The sequence below is a fragment of the Salinispirillum marinum genome (assembly GCF_042650105.1).
Taxonomy (GTDB): domain Bacteria; phylum Pseudomonadota; class Gammaproteobacteria; order Pseudomonadales; family Natronospirillaceae; genus Salinispirillum; species Salinispirillum marinum.
The window spans coordinates 427,143-444,602 of the sequence record NZ_JBHSAL010000002.1 but is presented as its reverse complement, the minus strand read 5'-3'; the positions used below and the strand labels follow the sequence as shown (position 1 = coordinate 444,602).

Annotated in this window: 16 protein-coding genes; 2 read left to right on the top strand and 14 right to left on the bottom strand. The window is 52.0% G+C overall.

Going from position 1 to position 17,460, the window contains the following annotated elements; all coding sequences use genetic code 11:
• The first annotated feature begins 6 nt into the window (after positions 1 to 6).
• Positions 7 to 2,751, top strand: coding sequence for an EAL domain-containing protein (locus ACFOSD_RS09205; protein WP_380695749.1), 2,745 nt, complete (start codon positions 7 to 9; stop codon positions 2,749 to 2,751).
• A 16-nt stretch (positions 2,752 to 2,767) separates the two neighbouring features.
• Here the strand turns inward: ACFOSD_RS09205 and gspM are convergent, their stop codons facing one another.
• From gspM to ACFOSD_RS09145, 12 genes are all read right to left on the bottom strand, one after another.
• Positions 2,768 to 3,262 carry a type II secretion system protein GspM gene (gspM, locus tag ACFOSD_RS09200; RefSeq protein ID WP_380695747.1) on the bottom strand — a complete coding sequence of 165 codons (495 nt, stop codon included), beginning with the start codon at positions 3,260 to 3,262 and terminating at the stop codon, positions 2,768 to 2,770.
• Positions 3,259 to 4,518 carry a type II secretion system protein GspL gene (gene gspL / locus ACFOSD_RS09195; RefSeq protein WP_380695745.1) on the bottom strand — a complete coding sequence of 420 codons (1,260 nt, stop codon included), beginning with the start codon at positions 4,516 to 4,518 and terminating at the stop codon, positions 3,259 to 3,261. Before gspL ends, gspM begins: the two co-directional genes overlap by 4 nt.
• Before the next feature lie 13 nt (positions 4,519 to 4,531).
• Positions 4,532 to 5,473, bottom strand: a complete 942-nt coding sequence (locus ACFOSD_RS09190; protein WP_380695743.1) for a type II secretion system minor pseudopilin — start codon at positions 5,471 to 5,473, stop codon at positions 4,532 to 4,534.
• A complete protein-coding gene (locus tag ACFOSD_RS09185; protein ID WP_380695741.1) occupies positions 5,470 to 6,168 on the bottom strand; it encodes a type II secretion system protein GspJ in 699 nt (232 codons plus the stop codon). The genes ACFOSD_RS09190 and ACFOSD_RS09185 overlap by 4 nt, the downstream gene beginning before the upstream one ends.
• Positions 6,165 to 6,572, bottom strand: coding sequence for a type II secretion system minor pseudopilin GspI (gene gspI, locus ACFOSD_RS09180; RefSeq protein WP_380695739.1), 408 nt, complete (start codon positions 6,570 to 6,572; stop codon positions 6,165 to 6,167). The genes ACFOSD_RS09185 and gspI overlap by 4 nt, the downstream gene beginning before the upstream one ends.
• Before the next feature lie 3 nt (positions 6,573 to 6,575).
• Complete coding sequence (locus ACFOSD_RS09175) at positions 6,576 to 7,124, bottom strand: pilus assembly FimT family protein (RefSeq protein ID WP_380695737.1); 549 nt, start codon at positions 7,122 to 7,124, stop codon at positions 6,576 to 6,578.
• A 4-nt stretch (positions 7,125 to 7,128) separates the two neighbouring features.
• Positions 7,129 to 7,551, bottom strand: coding sequence for a type II secretion system major pseudopilin GspG (gspG, locus tag ACFOSD_RS09170; RefSeq protein ID WP_380695735.1), 423 nt, complete (start codon positions 7,549 to 7,551; stop codon positions 7,129 to 7,131).
• A gap of 35 nt (positions 7,552 to 7,586) precedes the next feature.
• Positions 7,587 to 8,795 carry a type II secretion system inner membrane protein GspF gene (gspF, locus tag ACFOSD_RS09165; RefSeq protein WP_380695733.1) on the bottom strand — a complete coding sequence of 403 codons (1,209 nt, stop codon included), beginning with the start codon at positions 8,793 to 8,795 and terminating at the stop codon, positions 7,587 to 7,589.
• 2 nt (positions 8,796 to 8,797) lie between these two features.
• The gene (gene gspE, locus ACFOSD_RS09160) at positions 8,798 to 10,318 is read right to left on the bottom strand and encodes a type II secretion system ATPase GspE (RefSeq protein WP_380695731.1); all 1,521 of its coding nucleotides are present in this window, start codon (positions 10,316 to 10,318) and stop codon (positions 8,798 to 8,800) included.
• Positions 10,319 to 10,360: 42 nt separating this feature from the next.
• Positions 10,361 to 12,544, bottom strand: coding sequence for a response regulator (locus ACFOSD_RS09155; protein WP_380695729.1), 2,184 nt, complete (start codon positions 12,542 to 12,544; stop codon positions 10,361 to 10,363).
• A gap of 127 nt (positions 12,545 to 12,671) precedes the next feature.
• Positions 12,672 to 13,598 (bottom strand): electron transfer flavoprotein subunit alpha/FixB family protein, encoded by a 927-nt coding sequence (locus tag ACFOSD_RS09150; RefSeq protein WP_380695727.1) that lies wholly within the window; start codon positions 13,596 to 13,598, stop codon positions 12,672 to 12,674.
• Between the two features lies 1 nt (position 13,599).
• On the bottom strand, positions 13,600 to 14,349 hold the full coding sequence (locus ACFOSD_RS09145) for an electron transfer flavoprotein subunit beta/FixA family protein (RefSeq protein WP_380695725.1): 750 nt from the start codon (positions 14,347 to 14,349) through the stop codon (positions 13,600 to 13,602).
• A gap of 228 nt (positions 14,350 to 14,577) precedes the next feature.
• Here ACFOSD_RS09145 and ACFOSD_RS09140 point away from each other — a divergent pair, with 228 nt between their 5' ends.
• Positions 14,578 to 16,224, top strand: a complete 1,647-nt coding sequence (locus ACFOSD_RS09140) for an electron transfer flavoprotein-ubiquinone oxidoreductase (RefSeq protein ID WP_380695723.1) — start codon at positions 14,578 to 14,580, stop codon at positions 16,222 to 16,224.
• 62 nt (positions 16,225 to 16,286) lie between these two features.
• On the opposite strand, the gene ACFOSD_RS09135 is transcribed toward ACFOSD_RS09140, so the two are convergent.
• Both ACFOSD_RS09135 and ACFOSD_RS09130 read right to left on the bottom strand, forming a co-directional pair.
• On the bottom strand, positions 16,287 to 16,823 hold the full coding sequence (locus ACFOSD_RS09135; protein ID WP_380695721.1) for a DUF1285 domain-containing protein: 537 nt from the start codon (positions 16,821 to 16,823) through the stop codon (positions 16,287 to 16,289).
• Complete coding sequence (locus tag ACFOSD_RS09130; RefSeq protein WP_380695719.1) at positions 16,816 to 17,415, bottom strand: TetR/AcrR family transcriptional regulator; 600 nt, start codon at positions 17,413 to 17,415, stop codon at positions 16,816 to 16,818. The genes ACFOSD_RS09135 and ACFOSD_RS09130 overlap by 8 nt, the downstream gene beginning before the upstream one ends.
• Positions 17,416 to 17,460 lie beyond the last annotated feature (45 nt).

Sequence of the window (17,460 nt, the reverse complement as noted above, 5' to 3'; positions counted from 1 at the left end):
AATAATATGCCGCTATCGCATGCCGCAGCGAACTCGCGCCGTCGGGCTGGGTTTTTGGAACTCAAATTCACTACCCGCATCGCTTTAGTATTTGGCGCTCTGGGCTTATTGGCGTTGTTGGTCAGCATGGCCTATGCCTATCGCACCGCCGAACAGAGCTTACAGCAAGAAATCGACAGTGCATTACAGCAGCGTCACCGGGCCGTGGAAAACCTCATTGAAATCCGCTTGGGTCTGTTGGATGTTTACCTGCAAAGTGCGGCAGCCAATCGTATTTTCACTTCGGTGGTTGATACGCAAGAAGAAGAGAGCCCCCTTGATGTCCTGGTAGAAGACATGGCTTTTATGTTTCAGGATTCGGCCCTGGGCGCAAATTTGGATGTCTTCTTTATCGTGGATAATGAGAATGAACTGGTGTTCGACGCCGGTTTGCCGCTGTACGATATTGAACCCCTGTTTGCCGCCATGCGTGCGCCCTTTATTTACTCAAACCGATGGAGTGTGGTCAGTACCGACAATCTGACGGTATTGATCAAGTCCGTTCCGCTGTTCGACCCGGCGACCATTCAACTGCGCGGATATATGTTCATTGGTTTGGCTGTGGGTCAAAACCGTGCTTTTTTAAGCGAGATCGCGGATCGGGCAGATCTGGATATTCTAAAGCTAGGCTATGAAGGCCAGGTCTTACTGCGCCATGCAGGCGTTAATTTTGTCAGTGAGCTGGATCGCCAACCACAAATGGGCGAAGTGGACATCAGTAACAATGTTTACCTACTACGCGAAGCCATGTCGCTGCCCGGCGGCATCAATAATATTTGGACTGAAGTGGGTATTTCAGCTGATCGTTTCCCGTCGCTGACCGAAAGTTATCAACAAACCTTCTTCCTGTTGTCGGGCGGCTTTATCGTGCTCCTGCTGATTGCCGCATGGTTAATTCATTTAAGTCATGCCCAGAATGTAGGGCGCTTGATGAAATACATCCAAGACATTCAGAGTGGTACTCGTGGAGCCGTATACGTGCATGGCGGAATTAAAGAGTACAACCAAGTTGGCTCTGCAATGCAGGAAATGGTGCAGGACCTGAACGTGGCAGCCACCGTATTCGAGTCGACAGAGGGTATGATCGTTACCGATCAGAATCGCATCATTTTGCGCGCCAATGAAGCCTTCTCTGAAATCACCGGTTACAGCACCGAGGAAGCCATTGGCCAGCCGTTAGACCTCATAAAGTCTGATCGCCACGAAACCACGTTTTTTAGTGACATTGATGCGGCCCTAGACGCCAATGACTCGTGGCAAGGTGAAGTATGGAACCGGCGCAAAAATGGAGATGACTACTTACAATGGACCAGCATCACCGCCGTACGCACCGATGATGACGACACCGTCATCAATTATGTGGTGACCCTAATCGATGCCACACAGCGCAAGGCCGCTGAAATGAAGATTACCCAACTGGCCTTCTACGACCAGTTGACAGGCTTACCCAATCGCCAGTTGTTAATGGATCGGTTGGATCAAGCGATTGCCGCCAGCGTGCGCCATAGAAAATCAGGTGCGATTCTTTACATCGATTTAGACGACTTCAAAACGTTGAACGATACCCGCGGCCATGATGTCGGAGATTTGTTGCTGAAACAGGTTGCCAATCGACTGCTTAATTGTGTGCGCAAGAGCGACACGGTGGCGCGCATTGGCGGAGACGAATTCATCATTTTGTTGGAAGACTTAGATATTGATCTGGATATCGCCTCACAGCAAGTAGAGGTGCTCGCCGAAACCATTCTCGAAACCTTACCCGCACCCTATTACATTGGAGGAATTGAGCAATTCAGTACCTTAAGTATTGGCATTACCCTCTTTCAAGGTGAGCAAGACACGTTCGATGAACTATTGAAACAAGCCGATCTCGCCATGTATCAAGCCAAAGCGGCTGGTCGTAACACACGTCGGTTTTTTAATCCTTCCATGCAGGCCCGCGTTTTGGAGCATGCGGAGGTTGCGAACGATATTCGCAAAGGGATGCACAATCATGAATTTGTCTTGTATTTTCAACCCCAAATGGGTCAGTCGCGCCAATTGATAGGCGCTGAAGCCCTGCTCCGCTGGAACCATCCAACGCGCGGCTTGGTGGCACCTGGCGGATTTATTTCCGTCGCCGAAGAGACGGGGTTAATTCTACCCTTGGGCCAATGGGTTTTAGAGTCCGCTTGTGCCGTTCTGGCACAGTGGGCGCAATCGCCCAAAACGGCAGAGTTGTCGTTGGCGATCAACATCAGCGCTCGACAATTGGTGCAGGTTGATTTTGTCGATCAGGTAATCTCTGCCCTCCACCACTCTGGCGCCAATGCACAGCGTTTAAAGCTTGAGTTGACGGAAAGCATGCTGTTGAACGATGTTGAAGACACCATTCAAAAAATGCATCAACTGAGGGTGCACGGGGTGACCTTTTCATTGGATGACTTTGGCACTGGGTATTCGTCGCTGTCGTATTTGCGGCAACTGCCCTTGGACCAGTTGAAAATCGATCAGTCATTTGTGCAGGATTTGGCCGAGCAGGCCAACCATACCACCATCGCGCAAACCATCGTCACCTTGGCGAAAGGGTTGGATATTTCCGTTATTGCAGAAGGTGTAGAAACCGAAGCGCAGTGTATTGCGTTGACGAACTATGGCTGTGAGGCCTATCAGGGTTACTTATTTGGCCGACCGATGCCGCTGGAAGAACTCGTCGCTATGGCAGCGCAATAGTGCGTTCAGCGCCGACTTAACGGCGTTGGGCAACACCGCGGATATTCACCAAGCCAGCTCGACTGGTTTGACTGATGGTGATTTGATCCAGCAAAAGTCCCTGACCTTCCAAGTCAGACATCCATCGCAGCGCGTGGTCGAACCGCTGATTGTCCAACCAAAACCGCAACCCTTGTGGGCCGTTTTGCTCGAACCGACTCAAGCTGAGATTATTTTGCCGGGCGCTTTCACTGATTAAATTGGTTAGGCTTTGTGGATTATTCGCTTCTACCTCCGTGCTTGGAGAACCCATATTTCTCACCCGAGGCGCCACGTCACTCAGCCAGGATAAACTCTCCGTAGCGACTTGATGATCACGTGCAACACGGGCTTGCCAATCCATAAGGGGTTGCCAAAGCATAAGCCAGCTTAAAACCAGTACGGTAACGCTGCCAATACCAGCAACGATCAGTTGTTCTGAGCGGCTGTATTGCTGCCAGCGCTGCACTAAGGTAGCCCAGATTGCGTTCATAGTGTGGCCTCTGCCCAGCGGATTTGAAAGTTGCCGCGAAATCCATTATCAACCCGACTGGCCGAATAACTGACCGTCAACTCTGCCGTTTCCAATTGGCGGCGAAAGTTTTCTAAAACCTCCGTGGAGGATGCCGTCACTTGAAGCTGTATTTCACGGCGATCGGCCGTATATCGTAGCTCTTGAAAAGGCAAGTTAATGCCTTGATTGGCCTCTTGGAGCCGGAACAAAAACGGCACCAATTGCGCATCATCATCCGTAATGACCGAGGTATTTTGTAGGCGCCCTTCGATGATGGCACGGTACTGAAAACGATTGAAGGGTCGCGTATCACCCGTCGCTTGCTGATAGAGTTGACCGACCAGAGACCAGGTTGCTTCTGCTTCTTGCTGCAATTGACGGGTACTAATGACACTGTGCACCAAGGTGGTAACAACAAAGACTACCACTGCCATTGCCGTTACAGGAAACCAATGTTTGTAACTGCTCCAAGCCGTTTTAGGCTCGTAGGGACCGCTCAATAGATTGCTGGCGTGTGTTCGGTGTGGGTATTGGGCCACAAGCGACGCCAACAAAGTAGAGCGTGAGCCATCTGACAGGGCAATATCGGTAAAATTTTGCGCCAATTCGGCGTCCAGGATGCTTTGTTGATCGTTGTATTCGGGGTCCAGAAAGTACCGTACCGGTGTACCCTCTTGCGTAGGATTCAACAGTCGTTCGATCCATTGCATTAATCCCGTACGACTACACGCCATCCCCCGCCCCTGCACACTGACCACAACGCGGTCACCATACCACGCCAAATGCAGCGTATTGGGATCCTGTCCGGTCAGAATTTGGGTATCCAATAAAACATCGGATAAGGTTAACGGTAAGGACGTAAACCATTGTTGAATCTGCTGCATGATGGCATGTGGTAAAGCGATCACGCTGAGAAAATCACCGCGTGAAAAACCCGCAGGAACAATATGCAGTTGGTCGATGTCTTGCGCCGTTTGGGCTTCCAGGGCATAGGGCAACGTTCGATGTAAGTAACGGCGTTGCTGACGCGGAACTTCCAGCACGGTATGTAAAGCACATTCCACAGGCAGAATGACGGTGCAGGGTAAGCTGGCAAAGGGCTCCGCTTGCATGGCCGCCTGCCATTCCACAATGCTGCCTTGTCCGTGCTGCTGTTCAATGTCGTGCCCTAACACCTGCCAGACACAATGTCTTAGGCGGCTGTCTGGATACACCATGATCCTGGATGCTTTCATGAAATCCCAACTGTTAATTATCGACGGTGGTGCCTGTTTCAATGATCGGTAAATGATGGCGCTGGTAGACCCGCATTTCACCCGACGGGTCGCGATGAATCCAACTGGTCAGATAGAGTAGCTGCTCCAGAAATTCTACGCGAGCTTCCATGAGGTAAAACTCCCCTTCATGGGTAAAGTCGTCCGGATTTAGAATCTCTAAAAAGGGCTCCATAATCTCTAAACCCAGCCAGTCTTCCGGCCCTACCATACCATTGCGGCGCACTCCCTCTAAAGCCTGCCAATGGCTTTGGTCAATATCGGGGTGTAAGGCGCGAATCATATTCTCGGTCGCCCGCGCCAAGTCTAAGGGTGCCCACAGGGGCAGCATTGTTCCCCACTCGCCCAAGGCAAGTGGCTCTAATGTACCATTTTGCGGTTCAAGTAGGCGCAATTCACTGGGATCCGCGAGCGGTAAAAAGGACGGCCGGTAGCCGGGTGTGAGCAATCGATACTCGAATTCGGCACCACTGCGACTGTCCATCCAGTCCGCTGCACGCTGTGCCCATGCGGGCGAGTAACCTTCCAGTTCAAGCAGCCGTTCGAGTTGCGCTTGTGCATCGGGTCGGTCGGCATCTGGATGCAGCCAATTCAAATTAAAGCGTTGCTGGAGAGGATGAATACGCCACTGCGCATTACCGATATCGGCCTCCGCATCCAGAGCAAACTCAGGTGACCACTCGCCCCATGTTTCTTCATCGCTAAGGCCTCCGAGATCCAGGGCCAAATCGGCCATCGCTAAGGCTTCAATGCTGTACAGCCAAGCCTTGCCCTGCGCCTGTTGCAGCGTGTATTGCGTCGTCGCAATGGTCAGACTTTGACGATAGACAATATGCGTCGCCAACGTGGTCACCAACGCAAAAATCAACAATACTTGAATGAGAGCAACACCGCGTTGCGCAATGGGTGGCTTCATTCCGAGGCCTCCGGCACCGGCACACTTTGCGGCAACGCCCAAAAGAATCGCACCGTACCAACATTTTCATGATCAAAGACCAGCTCAAGTGCCTGCAGGGCAACGGCTTCATTCGCGCGAAATGGTGGCCATTCTTCTTGCCATTCAGCCCCGTCATCGGCATGGGTCTGTACCCGCCAGCGCAGATTTTTAATCGGGGCCAGCACCACTTGTGACAGCCAGGGGTTGTCCCGCTCCGCCTCAAGGTGCTGGCGATAACGACGCACCAGACACTGCCCGGTGAGCGTTGTACGCTGCTCCCATTGCGCGGCATTCAAACCCATTCGGCACGCGTCGTCTTGAATATCAATCAGGGCATAATGTACGCGTTGCAAATTGGAGCGATGCGCCGGGTTAATAATACCCTGTGCCCAGCCATGACGGGTGAAGGTTAACTCCCCGGACGTTGACAAGCTTACTGCCGGTTGTGGGTTGCCAAATTCGTCAGCCGTTGGCCGCAACGGCACGAACTGCTGCACATCATCGGTAATTCGGTGTTTGGCTAAGGTGAGTCGATCCAAAGTATCGGCAGAGCCATGCACTCTTTCCTGGCTGATACTCATTTGCTGCACCAGGTTGACCGTGCCCAGAGCCAATATCGCCGATAGCGTTATGGCTATTAACAATTCCAATAACGTGAAGCCACGCGCCATCATTGCAATGGCACCTCAAGCAGCGCCGTTAACTCCGCCATCGATTGTGCACTGCCTTCGGGAAATACCGAAATGGTGACGCGACGAACAAAGGGGCCATAGGTAACTGACTGGGTGTTTTCTACCTGCCAGGAGACCGTCCATTGGCGGCCAAAATTATCAACGGTTTTCTGGTACGTATTGTTGGCTGGCGCCCCCGTTAACCGCAATTCGTTCAGGGTGTTTTCTGCCACCCACATGCCATAAGTCCGTTGTTGCAATCCATCCGCATTACTGACTGCTTGTGTCACCACGACCACGACACTGCTGGCCAGAACGGCAAATACCGCCAGCGCAATCATGACTTCCAGCAAGGTAAAACCTGCCCTGCGACGATGATGACGGTTAACCGTTGGAGAAACTGCCATAGGTTACCCGTCAGACCAACGCCATTGAGGTGGATTCAGGCCATCACTGAGCAAGCGCTGCCAAACACTGAGATCATCTTCCCATACGACGCTCACGGCCCATGGCCGCTCACTAGTGCCATCCGGTAGGATATGCCAATGCGCATGCTCGGGTGTTTTGTTGGCTTCAGCTTGCCTTCCGAGCGGAATGGCTTGCTCGGCTAATGACAGCTGAAAAAGCAACGCATCAGGTGTTTGCCATTCCTCTGTCACCTCGCCACCGATGAGCGGGTTTCCTTGCTCATCAATGCTGGCGGACAAGCGCATTAACGTTACACCATCTCGATGCCATTGCAGTGCCATGGTTTGATTCTCCAATCGCGCCCGGTTGTAGGCTTGGGCTACGAATTGCTGCAAGCCGGTTAATTCCCGTTGATAGCGGCGTTCACGATCACCATTGCCAAGCGATAACACCACCATGCCGCCGACAACGGAAATCAACACCAGCACCACCATGAGTTCTATTAAGGTAAACCCGTGATCGTGGTACCGTGAGCACGTAGATCGAACCATGGGTCTAGTTGCTGTCGCCCAAACTGGATAGGTCTGCATCGTCGCCTGCACCACCGGGTTGACCATCAGCTCCATAAGAGATGATCTCTATCTGATTGCTGCCCTGATTAATGTAGACATAAGGGTTACCCCATGGGTCAATGGGTGCCCGGCGTAAATAAGGCCCACGCCAGTTGCGCGGCACGGGCGATCCGCCCGGTTGGCTCATCAAAGCATCGATGCCTTGTTCCGTACTGGGGTAATTTTGGTTGTCTAACCGATAGGTTGTTAAGGCGTTTTCAATGGAGGTAAAGTCCGCCCGCGCTGCACCGACCCGAGCTTCATGATCACGGCCGATGAAGTTCTGTGCAACCAAGCCCGTCAAAACCGCAATAATGACCAGCACCACCATCAATTCAATCAGGGTAAATCCCGTACTTTTCTTCATTAACGATTCCTAATTTCTAACCTAAACAATAATTATTAACCGACCATGGCATTCATTTGGGTCAGTGGCAGGACCACCGCCAGCAAGATGATCATGACGATGAGCCCCATCAGCACCAGCATCAACGGTTCCAGCAACCCCACGACCGTGGCGATGACATCTTTCAGCGCCTGCTCTTGCGTTCTGGCCGTTCGCGCCAACATGTCATCTAGGTTGCCACTGCTTTCGCCACTGGCCACCATGTGTATCATCATGGGCGGAAAATAACCGGTTTCCTTCAACGCTTGGCTAAGCCCCCCACCCTCGCTAACTTTTCGAGTTGCTTCCAACACAGATCGACGAATAGGTAAATTGGTTACGACCGAGCCGGCGATACGCATGGCGTCCACCAAGGGCACGCCACTGCTGGCCAGCATAGCCACGGTACTGGCAAACCGTGAGGTACTGAATCCACGGATCAATCGACCGACAAAAGGTACCCTTAAATACAGCCGATGCGTATGAAATAAGCGCGTTGGCGATCGGTTCCACAGCACAAAAAGCAGCCCCAGTAAGAACCCGAGCATTAAGCCATAGAGCCAATAATTTTGCACAAACTCGGTCACACTGATGAGCATAATGGTAGGGCGAGGTAAAATCTGTCCACTCGATGTAAACACATCGGTGATGCGTGGCACCACGTTATTCAACAAAAAGACTACGATACCAATAGCCACCACGGTCAAAATGACGGGATAGGTAGCTGCCATTTGCAGCTTTCGGCGTGTTTCTTCTTGTTCCTCAACATAGTCTGCGAGGCGCGTTAACACCAAATCGAGCTTTCCAGAATGCTCACCGGCATCAATGGTGGCCCGGAATTGCCCGTTAAACGCTCTGGGATATTCCGCCAGCGCCGTTGCAAGGCTGTACCCTTCGAGCACTTTGCCACGCACGGACATCATCATGGCGCGTAGGCGACGCGAATCACTTTGTTCAGCCACTGCGCGCAAGCATTCTTCCAAGGGCATACTGGATGCCACCAAGGTGGATAACTGACGGGTGATCAGGGCGAGTTCCGAGACGGACACACTGGCGCGCGATGACCAAAGTGTGTTGGTCTGGCGCTCGGTCGTGCGTTCTACCGATAGCGGCATCCAGCCTTGGTCTCTGAGCTGAGTACGAATTTGGCGGGCACTGTCACCCTCCAGAACGCCCTTCCTTTGTTTACCCCGCTCATCCAGCGCGCTGTATTCAAACGCGGCCATAATTAAACATTCCTACACACGCGCATGACCTCTTCCAAGGTCGTTTGACCACTGAGTACCTTTTCTAGGCCATCTTGAAAGATGCTGGTGGTTTTCTTGCGCGCCAGACGCTCCAGCTCTTGTTCGCTGGCCCGATCATGAATGGCGGCGCGCATCTTATCGGTAATAGGCACCAGTTCATACAACCCTACACGGCCACGATATCCGGCTTGCTTACAGCGTTTACATCCGGTCGCATGAAAGATGTCGACGTTGGCATTGGGTTCCAGATTGAGAATCTTGCACTCAGCCGCCGAAGGTTTCGCAGCTTGTTTGCAATCCGGGCAGAGGGTGCGCACCAAACGCTGCGCCAACACCCCGACTAAACTGGACGACAATAAAAAGGGCTCTACACCCATATCTTGCAAGCGTGTTACCGCACCCACGGCAGAATTGGTGTGCAAAGTGCTCAACACCAGATGGCCGGTTAAACTCGCTTGTACGGCAATTTCTACGGTATCGACGTCGCGTATTTCGCCAATCATCACCACATCGGGATCCTGGCGCAGAATGGCGCGCAAGCCTCGAGCAAAGGTCATATCGACCTTGGTATTTACTTGCGTCTGGCCGATACCCGGCAAGCTGTATTCAATGGGGTCTTCTACCGTCATGATGTTGCGTTCTGCAGAATTCAGATGTTCGAGCGCCGCATAAAGCGTTGTGCTTTTCCCTGACCCCGTTGGCCCCGTCACTAGGATAATCCCGTGTGGCCGAGCGATCATGGTGCGCAAAAGGTCTAGGTCCCGTTTGTGCATACCCAGATGGCTGAGGTTTAACCGCCCTGCTTGCTTGTCGAGCAAACGCATCACCACGCGCTCACCATGGCTGGAGGGTAAGGTACTGACTCGGATATCGACTTCTCGTCCGGCAACTTTCAACGCTATGCGACCGTCTTGGGGTAAGCGCTTCTCAGCGATATCCAATTTTGCCATGACCTTAATTCGGGAAATCAACAACGGGGCCAGTGCCCGTTTGGGTTGCAGCACTTCACGCAATACACCGTCAACGCGAAAACGAACGACCAAACGCTTCTCAAAGGTTTCAACATGAATATCGGAAGCGGCTTCATGCACGGCTTCGGTCAGAATGGCATTGATGAGCCGGATAATGGGCGCATCATCGGCTTGCTCCAATAAATCTTCGGTTTCGGGAACAGAGTTCGCCAATGCAATCAGATCGAGATCGTCAAAATCATCCGCTTGCTGCATGCGGTCTTCATTTTGCGTTTGATAGGCCAACACCAAGGCTTGTTCGAACTGTTCATTGTCCAGGATTTCAAACGGCAGCATATGGCCATGCCAACGCACCGCTTCTTGAATGGCAAAAGGTGGCGTATTTTCACGCAGATATAGCACGGCACCCTGATCCGCCTGCGCGATGATAACACCATGCCGTTTTGCATAGGCAAACGGCATGCGTTCCAACTCCCTCATGGGCAAAATAGGGTCTGCTTCGGCCAACCTTGGCGTTTCTTGCTCGCTCATGAACTGCCTGACTGTACTTGTTGTTTATTTTCAGCGTTGACTTTACACCAGATGACGCTGCAATGTCTCCGCAACAAGGGGTAAATTCAGCGGTTTTGCTAACACATCGTCCATGCCCGCCGCTTGGCAATTACGCTCAATACTGACGGATTTTGCATCGGTCAGACCCAGCAAGGTTACCGGCCCTGTGCCCTGTTGTTTCTCTTCATTGCGCAGTAAGGCGACCAGCTCATGCCCGGTCATGTCACTAAGGTATTGATCGACCCATACCATGTCGAAGCTCTCTTGACGAAACTTCTCCAAGGCCTCTTGTGCCGACGTCACCAGCTCCGACTCCACCCCCAAACGTTCAAGAATTTTTTGTGCGATCATACCATTGACATGATTTTCTTCGGCAATCAGCACTTTAAAACCGATCAGGCGCTGCGTAATGTGCTCATCCAAATCATCCCGCCATGTTTTACGGTCCAGCATCCAGCGATGCAAAGTACGCCGGGAAACTGGTTTGCTGATCATTAAGTCGGCGCGTATCCACTGGCGCAAGAGCGCTTGCTGCGCGGCACTGGCTTGAAAATAGATGCGGGGTTTATCGTCATCACCATTGGCGTCAGTCAGCGCAACCAGTCCTTTGATGGCCTCTTGCTCTTCTTCTGTGGTGTGCAACGGAATATTCACCAAAACATAGTCAATGGCGTAAATGGCATCACCCAAGGACAGCAATTCATCCACCGTTTGACAGGTTACCGTCATCCCCCAGCTTTCCAGCTCGGCTTGAATCGCCTGTTTAGAAACCGCCGGAAAGCCCGCAATACTGGCCGATTTGCCATGAAAGTGACGATTGGGCTGAAAGGCACGGTTGCTTTGGGTGGAGGTTTCTATGGGTAGATAGACATTGACTTGCAACAGACGCGGCTCATCCAAGCTCAGGATGTTTAAATTGATTTCCCCGCCACATTGCTGCACCAGGCTGGCCGTGATGATGAGGCTGAGAATATTAACGTCGATCTTTTCAAGGGACTCTATGCCTTGACGCTCGCGTAGCATCATTTGAATATCGTCCAGCAGGCTATTTTCTAGATCAGCGGTAAAGCGAACCGAAACATTAACCCCTACCCGTTCTTGCGCTGTACTGACTTTCAAACTCACTTCACCGGTTTCACCGGTATTAATGGCAAAATTGGTGAGTTGCTTTAATAACGTGTTGATCTGCCGAACATTGCCCACCACGCGTTCCGGCGTTCCGGGTGACAGAATGTAGGTTAATTCCAAATTGTGCTCATGCGCTAATGGCCCTAAGGCTTCCATGACGTTTTCAATGCTGCGGGTAAAATTAAACACCTTGTTGTCACCCGACAACATGTTGCCTTTAACCCGTAAATAGGTGTCGAAGTCTTCCACCAGCTCCGCCAACGAATTTGCACTTTGTGACGCCACCGTCACTAAATTGTGCTCTTCCTGGCGCAATTTGGCGGCAGACAAGAGACTTAACATGCCGAGCACGCCATTAAGAGGCGTTTTTATGATGGCCATCAATTGAGTCATAAACCGGTCACTGTTGTCGACTTTTCTGACCAGTCGATGTTCTGACGCACTGACCCGGGACAACTCGTTTTCCAGCTGATAACGGTTTTCAGCGGCTGCCCAATATTGTTGGGATATTTGTTCACTGGTGGTGCGCATGAAACCATAAAACAGCAACACGCCAACCCCAAGGCTGGTTGCATTGAGGTCAAACAAAACGATGCTCGCCACCGCCGCAGGGATCAACATAATACGCAAATACCACTGCGCCATCGCCGGATACGGCGCGAATATGTAAATGTGCGTAGCACACACACCAGCGGTATAAATCCAGATAAAGGCTTCCGGCACTTCGTATTGCGGTAAGAGAATGGTCAGGGTCAGGAACGCCGACCAGGCAACGGCGCCGAACAACGTGACCCAGCCATAAACCCTGCGCCACCGTTGCGGCCCGGAAGGGTAAATGCTTTCAAACTGCACCAAGTAATACAACCGCAGCATGGCAACCAGCAGCATCACAACGCCCAGCACATAGCTAAAAATGGGGTCTATCGCTTGGAATCCGGTGAGCCACTCAACGTACAAAAAGATCAATAAGTGCCCAAAAACACTGATACGGCCTTGGCGCGAAATGCGTTCGTCGGCTTGACGCAATAGGTCACGGTTTTTTTGGATGCTGTTCGGCGGTGGCTGATTCCAGCGCATGAAAGTTCCCTATGGCGATCAAGGATTATTAAGCCGGGAAGCATACTACGGAACGCGTTAACGTCCAATGGTGGTGAGGGGTTTACGGGGTGTAGATCCAGGCTTCCTTGCCGGATCCATGGAGGACTTAGAGCGCTTGCTCTAATTCTGGTAATGCAGTGAACAGATCCGCAACCAAACCATAGTCTGCGACTTGGAATATTGGCGCTTCTTCGTCCTTATTGATGGCAACAATAACTTTGCTGTCTTTCATACCCGCCAAGTGTTGGATTTGTCCTGAAATACCAACCGCGATATAGAGCTCAGGCGCAACGATTTTACCGGTTTGACCCACTTGCATGTCGTTGGGTACAAAGCCTGCATCCACGGCTGCACGTGAGGCACCAATGGCCGCACTGAGTTTATCCGCGATACCATCCAGCAACTTGAAGTTTTCCCCGTTGCCCATCCCGCGACCACCGGAAATAACGACCCGAGCCGCCGTCAATTCAGGCCGATCCGATTTGGCCAGCTCTTCACCACTGAAGGCGGACAAGGCGTTTTCCACCACCACAGTAACCGGTTCAATAGCGCACGCGGCTTGTTCGCCCACGGGGTCAAAACCGGTGCTGCGCACCGTAATCACTTTCTTTGGTTCGTTCACCTTTACGGTTGCAATGGCGTTGCCCGCATAGATCGGCCGCTTAAAGGTGTCGGCAGATACCACAGCGATGATGTCAGAAATTTGCTCGACATCCAGAATCGCGGCGACGCGTGGCAAGAAGTTCTTCCCGGTGGTATTGGCTAATGCCAGCACGGCATCATAGTCCGCCGCTAAACCAGAAACCAATGCGGCCATGGGTTCAGCCAAATTGTGTTCATAGACGGCATGATCGGCAACCAGTACCTTGCTTACACTGGAAATTTTCGCCGCTGCTTCCGCAGCTTCGCTGACATTCAGCCCGGCCACCAAGACATGAACATCGGCACCCAATTGCACGGCTGCAGCAACCACATTGTGGGTTGCTGCATTAAATTGACCGTGGTTGTGATCTGCAATTACCAATGTGCTCATATCAAATCACCTTCGCTTCATTCTTCAATTTATCAACCAGTTCGGCGACCGAGGCCACTTTACCACCGCCTTTGCGTTCGGCTGGAGGATCAACGCGCACAAGATTGACGGTGGATTTCAAGGTTACGCCCAGCTCGGCGATCTCTTTTTTATCGAGTGGCTTTCGCTTGGCCTTCATGATGTCTGGAAGTTTCGCAAAACGTGGCTCGTTCAAACGTAAATCGGTGGTCACCACCGCTGGCAACGATAGGGACACCGTTTGCAGACCACCGTCTACTTCACGCGTGACTTCAGCCTTACCATCCGCCACTTTAACCACAGACGCAAAGGTGCCTTGTGCCATGCCGGTTAACTGTGCCAGCATCTGCCCCGTTTGATTATTGTCTGAATCAATGGCTTGTTTGCCCAGCAAGACCAAATCCGGCTGTTCTTGGACAACCAAGGCTTGCAAGATCTTAGCAACATTCAGTGAGGTTACATTCTCATCGGTCGGCACCAAGATGGCGCGGTCGGCACCCAAGGCCAACGCTTGACGCAGTTGCTCTTCGGCTTTTGCGGGGCCAACGGTCACCACCACAATTTCACTGGCAATACCCTGCTCTTTTAACCGCACGGCTTCTTCTACCGCAATTTCACAAAACGGATTCATTGCCATTTTAACATTCGTGAGATCCACATCGCTGTTGTCCGCTTTAACACGAACCTTAACGTTGTAGTCGATCACGCGCTTTATCGCGACCAATACCTTCATTGCCCTTCCTCTTATTAATAGAACCACGAGCGCTAGACCCGCATTGTTCTCTTTTAATGAAACTGTGTGTTCTGGCTGGGGGTATCTTGGAGCTTTCGTCCATTAATTTCAAACAGTTGTTTGAATTATTTACCGGACTCGGTATATTGCCCTCCAACCGCATGGGTTTGTTACTACGAATCCATAAAAACAACTGAGCGATTATCCGCTTTCACTGGGAGCCCTATTATGGAACGCGATTCTATGACCTTTGATGTGGTCATTGTCGGTGCCGGCCCTGCCGGACTGTCGGCCGCCATCAAACTCAAGCAGCTGGCGCAACAAGACGAGCGCGAACTTTCCGTGTGCGTGTTGGAAAAAGGCTCTGAAGTCGGTGCTCATATTCTATCGGGTGCCGTATTTGAACCCCGAGCCTTAAACGAACTGTTCCCTGATTGGGCAGACCGTGGCGCACCCCTGGATACCCCGGTACAAGCAGACGACATCCTGTATTTCACCAGCGCGACGAGCGCCATTAAGGTACCAGGACTCTTAGCGCCGAAAACCATGCACAATGACGGCAACTATATCATTTCTTTGGGCAACCTGTGTCGCTGGTTGGCCGAACAAGCGGAAGCCTTGGGTGTCGAAATCTTTCCAGGCTTTGCCGCACAGCAACCCATCATTGAAGATGGCCGGGTGGCGGGTGTAATCACCGGCGACATGGGCGTGGGTCGTGATGGCGAAGCGAAAGACAGCTTCATGCCGGGCATGGAATTACGGGCCAATGTAACGCTCTTTGCCGAGGGCGCGCGAGGCCATATCGGCAAACAGTTAATTCGTCAATTTAACTTGGATAAAGATTCCGATCCGCAGCATTATGGCATAGGAATCAAAGAGTTATGGGACATTCCTGAAGCGCAACGCGAACCCGGAAAAGTGGTGCATGGCACGGGTTGGCCATTAGCAGAACACGGCGCTACAGGTGGGGCGTTCTTGTATCACTTGCAGAATGGTCAGGTGGTGGTGGGCTTAATCACAGACCTCAGTTACACCAACCCTTATCTGTCCCCGTTTGAAGAGTTTCAGCGCCTGAAACACCACCCAGCCATTGCCAAAGTATTACAGGGTGGTACTCGGGTGTCCTATGGTGCACGTGCCATTGCTAAAGGTGGCATTCAATCCTTGCCTAAAATGGCCTTTCCAGGGGGGCTTTTGATGGGCTGCGACGCCGGTACCTTGAATTTCGCCAAGATAAAAGGCAGCCATACAGCGATGAAATCAGGCATGGTGGCGGCCGAGGTGGTCTACGCCGAAGCGAAAAAAGATTGGGCGACGCCAGGCGCACTGCCCTACGACCAAGCGTTTGTGGAGTCTTGGGTCTGGACAGAGTTGCATCAGCAGCGCAATTTTGGTCCAGCGATGCACAAGTTTGGCAACTTGATTGGGGGTGCTTACGCGTTTGTCGATTTAAACCTGTTTAACGGTAAGCTACCGTGGACATGGCGAAATAAAGACGCCGATCATGCGACCTTGAAGTCGGCACGTACGCAGCCCAAAATCGAGTATCCGAAGCCCGACAATGTGCTGAGTTTTGATCGCCTCTCGTCCGTGTTTGTGTCTAATACCAACCATGAAGAGGACCAGCCGGTTCACTTGCAACTGGCCGACATCACCATTCCAACGGGGTCAAACTGGGAAGAATTTGCTGAGCCCGCACAACGCTACTGCCCGGCAGGCGTGTATGAAATCGTCACCGAAGGTGATCAACGTCGGTTCCAGATCAATGCGCAGAACTGTGTGCACTGTAAAACATGCGACATAAAGGATCCGGCACAGAACATCACCTGGGTGGCACCCGAAGGCGGTGGCGGGCCGAACTACCCCAACATGTAGCCCAGTGCTGCGACATGGCCAGCCACGCGTGCGTGGCCATGTCAGGTCGACTCCAGCGTCGTCTACTCTACAAGCCCAAGCGGCAGCTTCATACCGTGCGACTGCCAGACTAAGCGCTGTTCTTCAACGATCCCTGAAGCACTGGCTTGGTGCACTAAATCGTAGTACAAATTCCGTGATAGTCGAGCCCCTAGACCCTGCCCCAACTGAATGCAAGGGCGCCATTCACCATCAAAACATGGTGAGAGATCCCACGGTTCAGCTAGGGCGATTTGCTCACCCACATTGGTCCTCGCCTTTAGGCCCGCAGCTTCATCCACAAGCTCCACTACGATAAAGGGCAAGTCCTCCACTAGGATGCGCATCTTCTCCACCGGCGTAATGAGCCAATAATCGGTACCATCAAAGGTTAGGATACTCGCCAAGAGCCGAACCAACCCCGTGCGACGAATCATGTCGCCTTCATGAAACCATTGCCCTTGTGGATCGATACGAATATCAATATCGCCACAAACTGCAGGCTGCCATAGGTGCGTAGGTGCTCGACGAAAGCCTTGTTCTGTTGTTAAGTCACGGCCCAAAGTCGATAGATCAAGCATGGTGCCAAACCCACTGCGCAAATTGCTGCGCCAAGGTTTTTGCAAAGGTCTGTTTGCCCGCACACAACCCTCTAAAATCGGGCTCATTGTGCAGGCGCAACCAGCCTTCTAAGGTCGCCCAAACCATAGCGACTCGTTGTTGTGCCTGCCCCGCCTCACATCCACGCTGTTGTGCTGCATCAACCATCACTTCCATAAACTGACGGCGCTGTTGCAACCACGCACGATAGCGCTCCAAATCGGGATTGGCATGGCGTAAGGCCGTTTCCATTTGTTGCAACACAGCCAACTTTGAGGGATGTAGAGTCAGATAATAAAAATAGTCTTCCCAAGCATCTAAACTGCCCTCTTGCAGTAACCGCTCGGCCTGTTGGGCACGTTCCAATTCTTCTTCCAGTAGGATGCCGGACCAAACATCCAATTTGCTGGCGAAATAATGATAAAGACTCGCTTTACTCACCCCTGCAGCTTTTTGAATCTGTGTCATACTGAGATGGTCGGTAGACATACGTATCGCCAGATTGATGGCCGCATTTAAAATGGTCAGCTCCGTAGGGGCTAACTGGGCATTTTGAAAGACTGGGGTCAGCATAGGTTTTTATCTGTTGCAAAAGTACCGATAACTTGGCTGAAAAAT

What these genes read in the sequence shown, in the direction of transcription:
- ACFOSD_RS09205 (WP_380695749.1), top strand. Translation starts at nt 7, where the DNA reads ATGCCGCTATCGCATGCCGCAGCGAACTCGCGCCGTCGGGCTGGGTTT.
- gspM (WP_380695747.1), bottom strand. Translation starts at nt 3,262, where the DNA reads ATGAACGCAATCTGGGCTACCTTAGTGCAGCGCTGGCAGCAATACAGC.
- gspL (WP_380695745.1), bottom strand. Translation starts at nt 4,518, where the DNA reads ATGAAAGCATCCAGGATCATGGTGTATCCAGACAGCCGCCTAAGACAT.
- ACFOSD_RS09190 (WP_380695743.1), bottom strand. Translation starts at nt 5,473, where the DNA reads ATGAAGCCACCCATTGCGCAACGCGGTGTTGCTCTCATTCAAGTATTG.
- ACFOSD_RS09185 (WP_380695741.1), bottom strand. Translation starts at nt 6,168, where the DNA reads ATGATGGCGCGTGGCTTCACGTTATTGGAATTGTTAATAGCCATAACG.
- gspI (WP_380695739.1), bottom strand. Translation starts at nt 6,572, where the DNA reads ATGGCAGTTTCTCCAACGGTTAACCGTCATCATCGTCGCAGGGCAGGT.
- ACFOSD_RS09175 (WP_380695737.1), bottom strand. Translation starts at nt 7,124, where the DNA reads ATGGTTCGATCTACGTGCTCACGGTACCACGATCACGGGTTTACCTTA.
- gspG (WP_380695735.1), bottom strand. Translation starts at nt 7,551, where the DNA reads ATGAAGAAAAGTACGGGATTTACCCTGATTGAATTGATGGTGGTGCTG.
- gspF (WP_380695733.1), bottom strand. Translation starts at nt 8,795, where the DNA reads ATGGCCGCGTTTGAATACAGCGCGCTGGATGAGCGGGGTAAACAAAGG.
- gspE (WP_380695731.1), bottom strand. Translation starts at nt 10,318, where the DNA reads ATGAGCGAGCAAGAAACGCCAAGGTTGGCCGAAGCAGACCCTATTTTG.
- ACFOSD_RS09155 (WP_380695729.1), bottom strand. Translation starts at nt 12,544, where the DNA reads ATGCGCTGGAATCAGCCACCGCCGAACAGCATCCAAAAAAACCGTGAC.
- ACFOSD_RS09150 (WP_380695727.1), bottom strand. Translation starts at nt 13,598, where the DNA reads ATGAGCACATTGGTAATTGCAGATCACAACCACGGTCAATTTAATGCA.
- ACFOSD_RS09145 (WP_380695725.1), bottom strand. Translation starts at nt 14,349, where the DNA reads ATGAAGGTATTGGTCGCGATAAAGCGCGTGATCGACTACAACGTTAAG.
- ACFOSD_RS09140 (WP_380695723.1), top strand. Translation starts at nt 14,578, where the DNA reads ATGGAACGCGATTCTATGACCTTTGATGTGGTCATTGTCGGTGCCGGC.
- ACFOSD_RS09135 (WP_380695721.1), bottom strand. Translation starts at nt 16,823, where the DNA reads ATGCTTGATCTATCGACTTTGGGCCGTGACTTAACAACAGAACAAGGC.
- ACFOSD_RS09130 (WP_380695719.1), bottom strand. Translation starts at nt 17,415, where the DNA reads ATGCTGACCCCAGTCTTTCAAAATGCCCAGTTAGCCCCTACGGAGCTG.